11 protein-coding genes are annotated in these 14,938 nt (G+C 55.1%); 6 read left to right on the forward strand and 5 right to left on the reverse strand.

Annotated features, from left to right (window positions below):
* Window positions 1–39 precede the first annotated feature (39 nt).
* The gene (envZ, locus tag N5923_RS08345; protein WP_267141299.1) at window positions 40–1,404 is read right to left on the reverse strand and encodes a two-component system sensor histidine kinase EnvZ; all 1,365 of its coding nucleotides are present in this window, start codon (window positions 1,402–1,404) and stop codon (window positions 40–42) included.
* Window positions 1,401–2,120: an osmolarity response regulator transcription factor OmpR gene (gene ompR, locus N5923_RS08350; protein ID WP_001157751.1), complete on the reverse strand. Its 720-nt coding sequence runs from the start codon at window positions 2,118–2,120 to the stop codon at window positions 1,401–1,403. Before ompR ends, envZ begins: the two co-directional genes overlap by 4 nt.
* Window positions 2,121–2,683: 563 nt before the next feature.
* On the opposite strand from ompR, the gene yjbE reads away from it, so the two are divergent.
* The 4 genes from yjbE to N5923_RS08370 all read left to right on the forward strand — a co-directional run bounded on the left by yjbE (window position 2,684) and on the right by N5923_RS08370 (window position 7,943).
* Window positions 2,684–2,932 carry an exopolysaccharide production protein YjbE gene (gene yjbE, locus N5923_RS08355; protein ID WP_267141300.1) on the forward strand — a complete coding sequence of 83 codons (249 nt, stop codon included), beginning with the start codon at window positions 2,684–2,686 and terminating at the stop codon, window positions 2,930–2,932.
* A gap of 260 nt (window positions 2,933–3,192) precedes the next feature.
* Window positions 3,193–3,669 carry a transcription elongation factor GreB gene (greB, locus tag N5923_RS08360; RefSeq protein ID WP_267141301.1) on the forward strand — a complete coding sequence of 159 codons (477 nt, stop codon included), beginning with the start codon at window positions 3,193–3,195 and terminating at the stop codon, window positions 3,667–3,669.
* 91 nt (window positions 3,670–3,760) lie between these two features.
* Window positions 3,761–6,097 (forward strand): Tex family protein, encoded by a 2,337-nt coding sequence (locus N5923_RS08365; protein ID WP_267141302.1) that lies wholly within the window; start codon window positions 3,761–3,763, stop codon window positions 6,095–6,097.
* Between the two features lie 148 nt (window positions 6,098–6,245).
* Complete coding sequence (locus N5923_RS08370; protein ID WP_267141303.1) at window positions 6,246–7,943, forward strand: alpha-amylase family glycosyl hydrolase; 1,698 nt, start codon at window positions 6,246–6,248, stop codon at window positions 7,941–7,943.
* A 5-nt stretch (window positions 7,944–7,948) separates the two neighbouring features.
* Here the strand turns inward: N5923_RS08370 and bioH are convergent, their stop codons facing one another.
* The gene (bioH, locus tag N5923_RS08375) at window positions 7,949–8,716 is read right to left on the reverse strand and encodes a pimeloyl-ACP methyl ester esterase BioH (protein WP_267141304.1); all 768 of its coding nucleotides are present in this window, start codon (window positions 8,714–8,716) and stop codon (window positions 7,949–7,951) included.
* Between the two features lie 35 nt (window positions 8,717–8,751).
* Here bioH and gntX point away from each other — a divergent pair, with 35 nt between their 5' ends.
* Together gntX and nfuA are read left to right on the forward strand one after the other, a co-directional pair.
* Complete coding sequence (gntX, locus tag N5923_RS08380) at window positions 8,752–9,435, forward strand: DNA utilization protein GntX (protein WP_267141305.1); 684 nt, start codon at window positions 8,752–8,754, stop codon at window positions 9,433–9,435.
* A 58-nt stretch (window positions 9,436–9,493) separates the two neighbouring features.
* Window positions 9,494–10,069 carry a Fe-S biogenesis protein NfuA gene (gene nfuA, locus N5923_RS08385; RefSeq protein WP_267141306.1) on the forward strand — a complete coding sequence of 192 codons (576 nt, stop codon included), beginning with the start codon at window positions 9,494–9,496 and terminating at the stop codon, window positions 10,067–10,069.
* 107 nt (window positions 10,070–10,176) lie between these two features.
* On the opposite strand, the gene malQ is transcribed toward nfuA, so the two are convergent.
* On the reverse strand, window positions 10,177–12,273 hold the full coding sequence (gene malQ / locus N5923_RS08390; protein WP_267141307.1) for a 4-alpha-glucanotransferase: 2,097 nt from the start codon (window positions 12,271–12,273) through the stop codon (window positions 10,177–10,179).
* Window positions 12,273–14,681, reverse strand: coding sequence for a maltodextrin phosphorylase (malP, locus tag N5923_RS08395; RefSeq protein ID WP_267141308.1), 2,409 nt, complete (start codon window positions 14,679–14,681; stop codon window positions 12,273–12,275). The genes malQ and malP overlap by 1 nt, the downstream gene beginning before the upstream one ends.
* Window positions 14,682–14,938: the final 257 nt, after the last annotated feature.

A 14,938-nucleotide genomic window follows, 5' to 3' on the forward strand; every position in this document is an offset into this window, starting at 1 on the left:
AGGGCGGCGTTATTGCCATCCTTACGGGAAACCCTGCTCTTATGTAGGGGCGGCGTTATCGCCGCCCGCTAAGCGGGTCACTTGCTGCGGTAACGGCAAATAAGCACGAATCCGCAACCCACCACGCTCACTGACGCCAATATCCAGCGATCCCTGATGCGCATCAATAATACGTTGCACTATCGCCAGACCCAGGCCGGTGCCACTGGTGCTGCGCGCGCTGTCACCGCGTACAAACGGCTGGAACAGATGTTTTAGCTGCTCGGGTTTAATGCCCGGGCCATCATCGTCAACCTGGAACCAGGCGCGCTGCAGCTCACTGCCGCTGCTGACCTTAATCCAGCCATTACCATAGCGTGCGGCATTGACTACCATATTCGCCAGCGCCCGTTTAATCGACAGCGGATTAATCTCCACCATCAGCTCGGTCGCCATCACTTCATTCTCAATTTCGCGTTCGTAACCACTTTCCGCGGCAACCACTTCACCGAGCACGCCATTCAGATCGGCAAGCTCCGTCTGCATCTCCTGACCGGTACGCAGATAATCAATAAACTGCTCGATAATCGCGTTGCACTCTTCGATATCTTTATTGATCGACTCGGCCAGATAGCCATCTTCCTGCGCCATCATCTCCGTCGCCAGACGAATACGCGTCAGTGGCGTACGCAAATCATGACTGACGCCCGCCATCAGCAGCGTGCGGTCATCCGCCAGTTGCTTAACGCCCGACGCCATCTGATTAAAGGCGCGGGTAACGGAACGCACTTCGGAAGCGCCATACTCACGCAGCGGCGGCGGGATAACCCCTTTGCCCACCTGCAACGCGGCATGTTCCAGCTCGACCAGTGGTCGGTTCTGGATACGAATAAACAGCCAGGCCCCGCCAATCGCCAGCAGCATAATCGCCAGCGTATAGCGGAACAGCGGCGAGAAATCGCCCTGATGAATTTCGGTCAGGGGTACGCGCACCCAGATATCGGGCGACAACCAGGTTTTCAGCCATACCACCGGCGAGTTTTTATTCACCTCGACCCGGACATCGGTTGGCCCACCCAGTTGCTGCGCCATCTGTTCGCTCAGGAACTGATAGTGTTGCGCCCAGCGTAATCCGCTCTCTTCCGCTGCTGCATTGGTATACAGCGAAATACCCAGTTCGCGATAAATTTCACGACGAAACGCCGGCGGCACCTCAAGCTGCGTACCATCTTCCAGCTGCAGCCGGTCGGTCATCAGCATACGCACTTCGTATGCCAGCACCTTATTAAACTGCTGCAGGCTGGGAAGAATGGCGAAGTTAAGCACCACCAGATAGGTCGTTACCAGGCTGACAAACAGCAGGGTAACGATCAGTAACAGCGTTCGGGCAAACGAACTGCGCGGAGAGAAGCGGAATCGCCTCATGCTTTGCTGCCGTCCGGAACAAAGACGTAACCCAGGCCCCAGACGGTCTGGATATAACGTGGATGAGCCGGATCTTCCTCGACCATACGACGCAGACGTGAAATCTGCACGTCAATCGAGCGCTCCATGGCGCTGTATTCACGGCCGCGCGCCAGGTTCATCAGCTTGTCACGCGACAACGGCTCGCGCGGGTGGCTCACCAGCGCTTTCAGCACTGCAAACTCACCGCTGGTCAGCGGCATTGGCTCATCTTCACGGAACATTTCACGGGTGCCGAGGTTCAGTTTGAATTTACCAAAAGCGATCACCGCCTCTTCCTGCGAAGGCGCACCAGGCAATTCATTAGCCTGACGACGCAACACCGCACGAATACGTGCCAACAGTTCACGCGGGTTAAACGGTTTTGGAATGTAGTCATCAGCGCCGATTTCCAGCCCGACGATACGGTCCACTTCTTCCCCCTTCGCGGTGACCATAATGATCGGCATCGGGTTGCTCTGACTGCGCAGACGACGGCAGATCGAGAGGCCATCCTCGCCAGGCAGCATTAAATCCAGCACCATCAGGTGGAAGGATTCACGGGTTAACAGACGGTCCATCTGTTCGGCGTTGGCCACGCTGCGCACCTGAAAGCCCTGTTCGGTCAGATAACGCTCCAGCAGCGCACGCAAACGCATATCATCATCGACGACCAGAATTTTGTAGTTTTCTTGCATTTTCGATACTCCCAAAGGCGCTATTGCCTGAGATGCTATTTTTAAAAAAGTTGCTCTGATGTGACAGTCATTAATGGTTTATATTGTAGCCGAAATTGTTACAAAGCATATTAAACAGCAGCTTATCCCACATACCTTGCTGTTGCAGCACGTTTTTTCGTCATTTTAACCGCCGTTGTCCGGCCCTGCGGCAGCGACTGCGTCTTATCTTAAATAGTCCGTCACGCTCTGATTATGACTGGCTTAAGTGCAGATAAAAAATACTATAATCGATAAATCAGTCGGTTAGCCATTAAACCTGCTAAAACCGCCCAGGGTAAATCTTAATCAGCAACCGGCCAGTGCAGAATATACATCCTTTTCATAAATTAGCAGCATAAAATAACGTTATTAAATGTTTTACCCTCCGGGTTCATTAGGAATTTATGCAGGCCAATAAATAACAATACCAGAGATAGTAAAGCCGTCAGTAAATAGCTAAAAACAGCGCTTTTCAACAGAAATCAAATAACTCTATATTCATCCTCGCAACGAAGATTATTTTTATTCACCGGGGATTTATCATGAGAAATACACTAATTTTGTCTGTCGCACTGGCGTTCACTGCAATCAGTTCCGTCCATGCCGACACTGAGACACCGGGCGTCGCCGCCGGTAGCGTCGCCTCATCTTCGGCTGAAGGCTCGTCTCAGGCCAAAGGTGTTGGCGCTGTCGCGGCGATTGCGGCGATTGCTTTACTGACCTCTGGCGGAGGTGATGGTTCTAATACCGGAACCACCACCACGACCACCGGGACAACGGCGGCAAAATAGATGAGTAACGTTCACGTTTAATTTTATCAGCGACAATAATTCATTAATAAATATTCAGTTCAGCACTGAAGAATAATGTATGCGTCACCGCCCTTGCCAGCGGGGAATAATAACCACCACAGCTTTATTTCAAAAAGCTATTATTCCCCGTTTCTTTTTTTAATTTTTACCGCACCCGTCTCACTTTCAAGGTTGTACCACTGGCAACGATCACTCTAAAATCGCCGCTACAGCATGTGAACCAGCAGAGCGAAATGTCGATGAGAACCAAACTTGTCACCCGGGAAGGCTACAACAAGCTTAAACAAGAGCTTGATTACCTGTGGCGCGAAGATCGCCCGGAAGTGACCAAAAAAGTCACCTGGGCCGCCAGTCTCGGCGACCGCAGTGAAAACGCCGACTATCAGTACAATAAAAAACGCCTGCGTGAAATCGATCGCCGGGTACGTTATCTCACCAAAAGCCTTGAAGCGCTGCGGGTGGTCGACTACTCGCCACAGCAGGATGGCCGGGTGTTTTTTGGCGCCTGGGTGGAGATCGAAAATGACGACGGCGAAACCAAACGCTTTCGTATTGTTGGCTATGACGAGATCTTTGGCCGCAACGATTACATCTCGATTGATTCGCCGATGGCGCGCGCGCTGCTGAAGAAAGAGCCCGGCGATGCCGTAACCGTTATCACCCCTGGCGGCGAAGCGCTGTGGTATGTGAACACCATCGAATATGTGCCTGGATAATTCGGATTATGCCGCAATCCGCGCCACGCGGCTGGCAATTTTTCCCTGCAATCCGTATAACTGTCAGCTGTTTTAAGCTACCAAGTAACCGATGATGAATGATTCGCTGAGCCGCATTATTGCAAGTGAACTTCATGCCCGGGCTGAACAAGTTGAAGCCGCTGTTCGCCTGCTGGATGAAGGGAATACCGTGCCGTTTATCGCACGCTATCGTAAGGAAGTGACTGGCGGTCTGGATGACACCCAGCTGCGCCAGCTGGAGACGCGCCTTAGCTATCTGCGCGAACTGGAAGAGCGTCGTCAATCCATTCTGAAATCCATTGACGAGCAGGGCAAACTCACCGATGCGCTTTCTGCGGCCATTAACGGCACGCTGAGCAAAGCCGAACTCGAAGATCTCTATCTGCCGTATAAGCAGAAGCGCCGCACCCGTGGACAAATCGCCATCGAAGCGGGCCTTGAGCCGCTGGCCGATACCCTGTGGCAGGATCCCTCGCATGACCCTGAACAGCTGGCCGCGGGCTTTGTTGATGCCGATAAAGGCATCGCCGATAACAAAGCCGCCCTGGATGGCGCGCGCTATATTCTGATGGAGCGTTTTGCCGAAGACGCCAGCCTGCTGGCGAAAGTGCGTAATTATCTGTGGAAAAACGCCCATCTGGTTTCGCGCGTTGTGGAAGGTAAAGAAGAAGCTGGCGCGAAATTCCGCGACTATTTCGACCACCACGAAGCGCTCTCCAGCGTACCTTCACACCGCGCGCTGGCGATGTTCCGTGGCCGCAACGAAGGTGTGTTGCAGCTGGCGCTGAATGCCGATCCGCAATTCGATGAGCCGCCGCGTGAAAGTCAGGGCGAGCAGATCATCAGCGAACACCTGAATCTGCGTCTGAATAACGCCCCGGCCGATGGCTGGCGTAAAGCGGTGGTCAGCTGGACCTGGCGCATCAAGGTGCTGCTGCATCTTGAAACCGAGCTGATGGGCAGCGTACGTGAGCGTGCGGAAGATGAAGCGATTAACGTCTTTGCCCGTAACCTGCACGATCTGCTGATGGCCGCGCCAGCGGGTATGCGCGCCACCATGGGTCTCGATCCGGGTCTGCGTACCGGGGTGAAAGTGGCGGTGGTGGATGCTACCGGCAAACTGGTCGCCTTCGATACGGTCTATCCGCATACCGGCCAGGCTGCCAAAGCCGCGACTGCGGTCGCTCACCTCTGTAGCAAACATAACGTCGAACTGGTTGCTATCGGTAATGGCACCGCCTCACGCGAAACCGAGCGCTTCTTCGTCGAGCTGCAAAAGCAGTTCCCGCAGGTGCAGGCGCAGAAAGTGATTGTCAGTGAAGCTGGCGCCTCGGTTTATTCCGCATCGGAACTGGCGGCGCTGGAGTTCCCGGATCTGGATGTCTCGATCCGTGGCGCGGTGTCTATTGCCCGCCGCTTGCAGGATCCGCTGGCCGAGCTGGTTAAAATCGATCCAAAGTCGATTGGTGTTGGCCAGTATCAGCACGATGTCAGCCAGAGCCAGTTAGCGAAAAAGCTGGATGCGGTGGTAGAAGACTGCGTAAACGGCGTCGGTGTCGATCTGAATACCGCTTCGGTAGCGCTGCTGATGCGCGTCGCCGGTTTAACCAAAATGATGGCGCAGAATATCGTCGGCTGGCGTGATGAAAACGGCCGTTTCCAGAACCGTCAGCAGCTGCTGAAAGTCAGCCGCCTTGGGCCAAAAGCCTTTGAACAGTGTGCCGGCTTCCTGCGTATCAACCACGGCGATAACCCGCTGGATGCTTCCACGGTGCATCCGGAAGCCTACCCGGTGGTCGAGCGTATTCTGGCCGCGACCCGTAAGGCGCTGAACGAACTGGTCGGTGATCCGACCGAGCTGCGCAATCTGAAAGCGGTCGATTTTACCGATGAGCGCTTTGGCGTGCCGACGGTCAGCGACATCATGAAAGAGCTGGAAAAACCAGGCCGCGATCCGCGTCCTGAGTTTAAAACCGCGCAATTCGCTGACGGCATCGAAACCATGAATGATCTGCTGCCAGGCATGGTGCTGGAAGGTTCGGTGACTAACGTCACTAACTTCGGCGCTTTTGTCGATATCGGCGTGCATCAGGATGGTTTAGTGCATATCTCTTCGCTGTCCGATAAGTTTATCGACGATCCGCATAAAGTGGTGAAAGCCGGTGATATCGTCAAAGTGAAGGTGATGGAAGTCGACCTGCAGCGCAAACGCATTGCGCTGACCATGCGTCTTGACGAGCAGCCGGGTGAAAGCAATGCACGGGGCGGTGGTGGCGCAGGTAAAGCGACATCTCGCGATAACAATCGCCCGCCAGCGGGCAAAGCGAAGCCAAAAGCCGCGTCAACGCCAGCAGGCAATAGCGCGATGGGTGACGCCTTAGCCGCCGCGTTTGGTAAAAAGCGCTAGTCTCAGGCATTGGCGGCGAGAACACCGCTCCTACGCTCAGTTGATGTAGGGGCGGCGTTTTCGCCGCCCGTCTTGCGAATTCAGTTCAACGGACTACAGTGAAAAAGAGTACTTTTTCATTCACCCTGCGGTGGCCCGTTGAATAACAATGGATATAATCAATAACTTAATTGACGAAATCTACCAGGCAACCTTTCCGCTGGCGAGCAGAGAGCGGCTGCTATCTCATATCCGCGAGGCGCGGGCGGCAATAAAAGTTCCGCGAAAGCCGAACTGGGACGAAAAAGATGTGGTGCTGATTACCTATGCCGATCAGTTCCGCGAAAGTGAAGCCCCCACCCTTGCCACCTTCTCCCGCTTCTATCAGCAGCATCTGCGTAATACCTTTAATCTGGTGCACCTGCTGCCATTTTTTCCCTACTCTTCCGACGATGGTTTTTCGGTAATAGATTATCACCAGGTCAATCCGATCTGCGGAGACTGGTCAGATATCGCCGAACTGCATCGCCATACCCGACTGATGTTTGATTTTGTCTGCAATCATATGTCGGCGCACAGCGCGTGGTTCAAACACTTTCTGGCGCTCGATGAGGGCTGGGATGACTTCTTTATCAGTATGTCCCCCGCCACCGATCTTAGCGACGTAACGCGACCGCGCACCTCTCCGCTGCTAACGCCGTTTGATTTCGCCAACGGTGAAAAGCGTTTTATCTGGAGCACCTTTAGCGCCGATCAGATCGATCTTAACTTCGGCAATCCGCAGGTGCTGATCCGCATGGTGGATGTGCTGCTCGACTACCTGAAAAAAGGCGCTGATTATGTGCGGCTGGATGCGGTCGGCTATATGTGGAAAACGCCGGGCACCAACTGCATTCATCTGCAAAAAACCCACCAGCTGGTGAAACTGTTTCGCGCCATCGCCGATGTGGTGGCACCGGGCACGGTGATTATCACCGAGACCAATGTGCCGCATAAAGACAATATCAGCTACTTTGGCAACGGCCACGATGAAGCGCAGATGGTGTATCAGTTTTCGCTGCCGCCGCTGGTGCTGCATGCAATTCATAACGGTTCATCGCGCGCGCTGCGTCAGTGGGCTGCCTCGCTGGACCCCGGCGCTGGCGCTACCACCTTCTTTAACTTCCTCGCCTCGCATGATGGTATCGGACTGAATCCGGCACGCGGCATTTTGCCCGAGGTGGAGATTGTCGCGCTGGTACGCGATCTGGCGATGGAAGGCGCGCTGATCTCCTACAAAAACAATCCTGACGGCACCACCAGCCCGTATGAAATCAACGTCACCTATATGGATGCGCTAAATAAGCAGGATGACGATGACGATACGCGTTTGCGTCGCTTTATGCTGGCCCATGCGCTGCTGCTGGCGTTTCCGGGTGTACCGGCGATCTATATCCAGAGTATTTTAGGCTCGCGCAATGATATCGAAGGGGTAAAAGCCGCCGGGCATAATCGGGCGATTAACCGCGAAAAATACAGCGCCGCCGAAATCGAACAACAGCTTACGGCGGCTGAGGGCCTGCGCCAGCAGGTGTTTAATCGCCTGAGCGCGCTAATCCAGCTGCGCACCCGGCAACCCGCTTTTCATCCTGATAATCCGCTGGCTATTCTCGACAGCGATAATGCGCTGCTGATGTTGCACCGCCATAGTGTTGACGCTCAGCACAGCTTGCTGTGCGTCTATAACCTGAGCCATCGCAACATCGACACGCGGTTGCCGGAAGAGAGAAAGTATCGCGATATTATCAGCGGGGAGGTTATCGACGGCAGTGATACGCTGACGCTGCCGCCATGGCACTATTTATGGCTGAAAACCGGCATTACCTGATGCCGTTATGCCTGAGAAAAGTCAATCAGCTGCTGGCAAAACGCTTCCGGGTGCGAGACAAAAGGCGCATGGGCGGCCTTCTCCATCACCACTGAGCGGCTGTGCGGCCACTGCTGATCCAGTAACTCCGCTACCTTACGTGGCACCAGACCGTCGAGATAACCATAAATACGCAGCAATGGCTGCGTCAGCGTACGCATCTCAGCGCGCAGATCGGCAGTACGCAGAATCTCCAGTCCGCCCTCCAGCACCGCCACTGACGGCATCGGCTGCGACAGCACCACCTGTTTCAGCAAGCGCGCATCCTGACGCGCATGCTCGGTTCCCATCGTTTGCAGCGCCAGAAAACGCTCGACGGTACGCTGGAAATCCTCACTCAGCTGCTGCTGAAAACTCAGCAAGGTTTGCGGCTTAATTCCCGGCCACTCATCCTGCGCAGTAAAACAGGGTGAAGAAGCCACGCTGATTAATCCCTGCACCCGTTGCGGATAGCGTAGCGCCAGTCGACTGGCGACTAAACCGCCCAGCGACCAGCCGAGCCAGATGGCGCGTTGCGGCATCTGCGGCAGCAGCGTATCCACCATCTCGTCCAGCGACAGCGCGCCATAATCGCCACTGCGACCAAAGCCCGGCAGATCCACCAGATGCAGACGAAAATGCGGGCTAAGCCGATCGATAATGCAATGCCACACTTCGGCATTCAGCCCCCATCCGTGCAACAGCACAAGATCGATTTTTCCTGTGCCTGTGGTCTGCCAGTAAAGCTGCGCCATCGGTTATTGTCCTGTTCTTTGCTATGGAGGTCGCTATGCTACCAATGCCGGGATGTTGTTGGCTATGCCTGATGCCAACGGCGCTGCATCAACAGGGGATCTGTAGTCTGTGCTATCGCCAGTTGCCCGCCAGTCCATCCAGCTGCCCGCGCTGCGGATTACCCGCCGCCAGTGGTGATGTCGATTGTGGCCGATGTCTGCTACGTCCACCGCCCTGGCAGGCGTTGGTGGCAGTAACGAATTACCAGCCGCCGCTCAGTTTGCTGGTCAGACAGTTCAAATTTCAGCAAATAACAGCACTCTCTGTGATGTTAGCGCGGCTTATTTTGCTAAGCTGGTTACAACAACGACGTACGCGGCAGCTGGTACGCCCGGAAATTGTGCTGGCTGTACCCTTGCATCAGCGGCGTGCCTGGCGGCGCGGCTTTAACCAGGCCGATCTGCTGGCGCGCAAACTGGCGTACTGGATTGGTAGCGATTACTCTGCGCAAGGGTTACGTCGTGTGCGGGCCGCCGATCTACAGCACCAATTAAGCGCCAGAGCGCGACGCAAAAATTTGCGTGGTGCCTTTAAGCTTGAAATCGCGGTGGCCGGACGTCATATCGCGGTAGTCGATGATGTTGTCACTACCGGCAGTACCGTCGCCGAAATTAGTCGCCTGTTACAGGCCGCAGGCGCCGCCAGCGTGCAGATTTGCTGCCTGTGCCGAACCTTGTAGCGCGCCAGTGATGGGCGTATTATAACCAACTGAATGAGTCAACTATTGAGCAATCGCCATGATCCGAATTTCTGATTCTGCGCAAGAACACTTCGCAAAACTGCTGTCAAACCAGGAAGATGGCACCCAAATTCGCGTATTCGTGATTAATCCGGGTACGCCAACCGCCGAGTGCGGCGTTTCTTACTGTCCACCCGATGCAGTAGAAGCGACCGATACCGAACTGAAGTTTGAAAAGCTGTCAGCTTTTGTTGATGAGCTGAGCGCGCCCTATCTGGCTGACGCTGAAATCGACTTTGTCACCGATAACCTGGGTTCGCAGCTGACGCTGAAAGCCCCTAACGCCAAAATGCGTAAAGTCTCTGATGATGCGCCACTGATTGAGCGCGTTGAGTATCAGTTGCAGGCGCAGATTAACCCACAGCTGGCTGGTCACGGCGGTAAAGTATCGCTGATGGAGATCACTGACGAAGGTTACGCCATTCTGCAGTTTGGCGGCGGCTGTAACGGCTGTTCAATGGTCGATGTGACGCTGAAAGAAGGCATCGAGAAAGAGCTGTTGCAGACTTTCCCGGAACTGAAAGGCGTGCGCGATCTGACCGAGCACCAGCGTGGCGAACACTCTTACTATTAAGTACCTTGTCAGATGGGCGGCGATAACGCCGCCCCTATGACACCTTGACTGTAGGGGCGGCGTTATCGCCGCCCGTTCCGATGATTTTCCCGATCATGATGACGGCGTTATCGCCGCCCGTTCCGCTGATTTCCCACTGATCTCCGACGCCTGTCAATATCCTTCAGCAGACGATTAACGTAATCATCGGCAAATATCTCCTCCAGTGTTTTACTCAGCTTGCGTCGCCAGTTGGGGTACTGATCGGTGGTTCCCGGTACATTGACCGGTTTCTCCATATCCAGCCAGTCTTCCGGCTGTAATCCCAGCAAGGCACTGCCGCTGTCGGCAATAAAACGCTGCATGCCGCGATTCAGCTCCGGCGTCATCGCCATCTTTTGCGCCCGTTTAGCGGTGCGTTGCGGCACGCAGCGATACTGGTGCAACGCATTTAGTAACGCCTGACGCTGCTGCTGCCGCTGTTGATGCAGACTACGCAGAATCACCTTATCGGGATACAAGCCCAGGGTTTCACCCAGCGTTAAATCCCCAGCGCTCCAGAAACCACGCAACGTCGGTAAATCATGGGTGGTGGCGCTGGCCATCGACTGGCGTGGCCAGTCGGCAGGTGCGCGGTAGCGATCGGCGGATTCCTGTTCGAAATAGAGCACTTTCCACGAATAGACGCCGCTGTCGCGCAGCTTACCGATAATTTCCACCGGCACAGTACCGAGATCCTCGCCAATCACCATGCACTGGTTACGCTGGCTCTCCAGCGCCAGAATCGCCATCAGATCCTCTACCGGATAGTAAACATAAGCACCGTGATCGGCAGTTTCACCATAGGGGATCCACCATAAGCGCAGCATCGACATCACATGGTCGATACGTAACGCACCACAGCTGGCCATATTCGCGCGTAGCAGGTCGATAAACGGCTGATAGCCGCGCGCCGCCATCACATGCGGGTCCATCGGCGGCAGTCCCCAGTTTTGCCCCAGCGGCCCTAAAATATCCGGCGGCGCGCCGACCGAGGCCTGCAGGCAATAGAGCTCACGATCGCACCAGGTTTCCGCCCCACCCTCGGCAACGCCGACCGCCAGATCGCGATACAACCCAACCGGCATCTTACGCTGCTGGCTCTGCTGCCAGCACTCATCAAACTGACGGTTCGCCAGCCACTGCAACCACAGCCAGAAACGCACTTCCTGCTGATTTTTCTGGCAAAAAGTCTGCACCGCCGCATTATCAGCATGCTGATAAGCCTCCGGCCATACTGGCCAGCCCCAGCGCGTGGCATCTTCTTTGAGCATCGCGCCATGCATCGCATCGTAAGCCGCCTGCGAAAACAGGCTGCCACCGCCCTGAGTAATAAAACGCTCGAAATGGTCACGGGTTTTATCCTGCTTATCACGCCGGCAGAACTGCTGCCATGCCAGACGCAGGGCGGCAATCTTTAAATCACTGACCGTCTGATAATCGACCCACTCACTGTTGCGCGCTTTGCTTAGCGCCTGTTGCGTGGCGCTTTGCTGCCACCAGCGTTGTGCCTCCGGGCTGTCGCGGAAGTCCGGTACGCGCGCCACATCGATATAAATCACATTCAGCCAGCGTCGCGAAGAAGGGCTGTAGGGACTGGCGCTTTCGGGATTCGCCGGATAGAGCGAGTGAACCGGATTGAGGCCAATAAACGCGCCGCCGCGATCGGCAATCTGATCCAGCATCTTATGCAGATCGCCAAAATCACCGATGCCCCAGTTGCGCTCTGAGCGCACGGTGTACAACTGCACGCAGGCGCCCCATAGTTTTTTGCCTTCACGCAGTGCAGCCGGTTCGAAACAGCGCTTTGGCGCGACAATAATGCGGCAGGGCCACTGCTGCTTATTCTGCGTCAGCGTCAGCTGGTGATAGCCGGGCGCCAGACGCGGCGGTAGCGCCAGCACCTCACCGCCATTCACCTCGCCCTGATACTGCCTGCCGCTCTCCGCCTGCAGATGCCAGCGAAACTGTCCTTTACCACCAACCGGCAGGTTCAGCTTACGCGTGCCGCTAAATACCTTCGCAGCGGGCAGCGGCGCAGCGCTGACCGGCTTTGGATTACCCATCGCCGCCAGCAGACGCTGTTTAGTCTCTGGCGCAATCGCTTCTGGCTGACCTTTGGCATTAATATAACTGGCGGCAATACCGGCCGCGGTCGCGGCCTTATCGAGTTGTTTTAAATCCATTATCCCTGCCTTTTCGCCTGCCAGATTCGTGTCTGATAATCCCTGATGGAACGATCAGAGCTAAACATGCCGGTACGCGCCGTATTCAGGATGGCGGTACGTGTCCAGGCTTCCTGATCGCGCCACAGCGCTTCAACCCGCTGCTGCGCTGCGCAGTATTCAGCAAAGTCCGCCAGCACCAGCCAGGGATCGCCGCCTTTGGTCAGACTGTGCATCATCATATCGAAAGCATGCTTGTCGCCATGGCTGAAGAAGCCGTTTTCCAGCTCTTTTAGCAGATTGTTCAGATGCTTATCTTTTTTACGCAGCTTTAGCGGATCGTAGCCTTTCGCTTTCAGCGCTTTTACCTGGTCGACGCTATTGCCGAAGATAAAAATATTCTCTTCACCAACCTGCTCGGCAATTTCGACATTAGCGCCATCCAGCGTGCCGATCGTCAGTGCGCCATTCAGCGCCAGCTTCATATTGCCGGTTCCCGAAGCTTCATAACCAGCGGTAGAGATCTGCTCAGAGAGATCCGCTGCCGGGATCATCAGCTCGGCGGCAGTAATACGGTAATCGGGGATAAACACCACTTTCAGACGATCGCCGACCAGTGGATCGTTATTGATCTTCTCAGCGACCTTATTAATCGCATAAATAATATTTTTCGCCAGATAGTAGCCAGGCGCGGCTTTAGCGCCGAACAGAAAGACGCGCGGCACGCTGTCCAGCTGCGGATTGTCGCGCAGCTGACGGTAACAGTGCAGGATATGCAGCAGGCCAAGGTGCTGACGTTTATATTCATGCAGCCGTTTGATCTGAATATCAAACATCGCCTGCGGATTGACCGTAATGCCGGTTAAGTGATGGATATAGTTTGCCAGCCGCACCTTGTTGTCATGCTTAATCTGGCGATAACGCTGGCGAAACGCGGCATTATCCGCCTGCGGCTCCAGTGCTTTTAATGCATCGAGATTGTTGGCCCACTCAACCTTTAGCGTCTCATCAATCAGCCCCGCCAGCGCCGGGTTACACTGCTTCAGCCAGCGACGTGGCGTAATGCCGTTGGTGACATTATGAAATTTATGCGGCCACAGCTGGTAATACTCCGGGAACAGATCCTTCACCACCAGCGCGGAGTGCAGCGCCGCCACGCCGTTCACCGCAAAGCCGCTAACCACACACAGATTGGCCATGCGCAGCTGTTTATCATGCAGCACCGCCAGCTTTGCCCACACCGCTTTATCGCCCGGCCACTGTTTATCCACCAGCTTTTTAAAGCGTTTATTAATCTCCTGGATAATCAACAGGTGACGCGGCAGCAGGCTGCGCACCAGCTTCTCATCCCAGCGCTCCAGCGCTTCCGGCATTAGCGTGTGGTTGGTATAAGCGAACACTTTACTGGTAATCGCCCAGGCCGCGTCCCACTCCAGCTGATGTTCGTCGAGCAGCACGCGCAGCATTTCGGGAATAGCGATCGTCGGATGGGTATCATTCAGCTGGATCACTTCGTAATCCGCCAGTTCGGCGATTTTACGCCCCGCCAGATGGTGACGACGCAAAATATCGGCCACCGAGCAGGCGCACTGGAAGTATTGCTGCATCAGGCGCAGGCGCTTGCCTTCCTGATGATTATCATTGGGATACAGCACTTTGGTCAGTTTAGCGGCATCAATACCCTGCTGCTCCGCCTGCAAAAACTTGCCGTCATTAAACAACGTCAGGTTAAACGGATGACGATGAGTGGCCTGCCACAGCCGCAGCGGTTGCGCCACGCCGTTGCGATAGCCAATTACCGGCAGATCCCAGGCTTCGCCGCGCATCACAAATGCGGGCGTCCAGAGTGTGTGACCGTTTTCGTCACGCGTCACTTTTCCGCCGAGCGGCACATCCACATCCAGCGCGGTATTATGGCGAAACCATGGATAACAGTGGCGCTGCCAGTCATCCGGCGCTTCCTGCTGCTGGCCATCATCAAACGACTGACGAAACAGACCGTACTGATAATTAAGGCCGTAGCCGGTGGCGGATTGCCCGACGGTCGCCATCGAATCGAGGAAACAGGCCGCCAGACGCCCGAGTCCGCCGTTACCTAATGCCGGATCGACCTCCTCCTCCAGTAGCTCGCTGAGGCTGACCTGCTGCTCTGCCAGCAGCGCCTGTACCTCGTTATACCAGCCGAGGTTAAGCAGATTATTGCCAGTCAGACGGCCAATCAGAAACTCCATCGAAATATAGTTAACGTGACGCTGCTTTTTTGTCGCTGGCGCCAGCGGTTGCGCCGCCAGCAGTTCGGCCAGCGCACCGCTGACCGCGTGCCACCATTGATGTTGATTCATTTCCTGCGCGGCGTGCAGACCTGCCTGTTGCCACTGACGAGTAAGCGCTGCCTCAAAACGTGCCTTATTAAATTTTTGCTGCGACATAAATCTCTTCCGGTAAGTGAATAGTTTCGCCAAAAATTGATGCGCACATGCTGACGGTTGCGGCTTCGCGCAGCATCATCCTGTCAGAGGCTCAGACGGGGATGAGTGGCAGGGCGTAGGCGGAAATGTGATCGCCAGCACTCTTATTTAAGACGGTAATGCGCAAAAAAGCGCCTTGCCTGAGCGATTCGGTAAAAAAAAAATACCTATCGCCAGCGCCGGCATTCGTGATCTCTGCCGCTTGAATTTTTCAGCTT

Source organism: Winslowiella arboricola (genome assembly GCF_025527015.1).
GTDB lineage: Bacteria > Pseudomonadota > Gammaproteobacteria > Enterobacterales > Enterobacteriaceae > Erwinia > Erwinia arboricola.

Coding starts and splice junctions, on each gene's coding strand:
- envZ (WP_267141299.1), bottom strand. CDS start 1,404: ATGAGGCGATTCCGCTTCTCTCCGCGCAGTTCGTTTGCCCGAACGCTG.
- ompR (WP_001157751.1), bottom strand. CDS start 2,120: ATGCAAGAAAACTACAAAATTCTGGTCGTCGATGATGATATGCGTTTG.
- yjbE (WP_267141300.1), top strand. CDS start 2,684: ATGAGAAATACACTAATTTTGTCTGTCGCACTGGCGTTCACTGCAATC.
- greB (WP_267141301.1), top strand. CDS start 3,193: ATGAGAACCAAACTTGTCACCCGGGAAGGCTACAACAAGCTTAAACAA.
- N5923_RS08365 (WP_267141302.1), top strand. CDS start 3,761: ATGATGAATGATTCGCTGAGCCGCATTATTGCAAGTGAACTTCATGCC.
- N5923_RS08370 (WP_267141303.1), top strand. CDS start 6,246: ATGGATATAATCAATAACTTAATTGACGAAATCTACCAGGCAACCTTT.
- bioH (WP_267141304.1), bottom strand. CDS start 8,716: ATGGCGCAGCTTTACTGGCAGACCACAGGCACAGGAAAAATCGATCTT.
- gntX (WP_267141305.1), top strand. CDS start 8,752: ATGCTACCAATGCCGGGATGTTGTTGGCTATGCCTGATGCCAACGGCG.
- nfuA (WP_267141306.1), top strand. CDS start 9,494: ATGATCCGAATTTCTGATTCTGCGCAAGAACACTTCGCAAAACTGCTG.
- malQ (WP_267141307.1), bottom strand. CDS start 12,273: ATGGATTTAAAACAACTCGATAAGGCCGCGACCGCGGCCGGTATTGCC.
- malP (WP_267141308.1), bottom strand. CDS start 14,681: ATGTCGCAGCAAAAATTTAATAAGGCACGTTTTGAGGCAGCGCTTACT.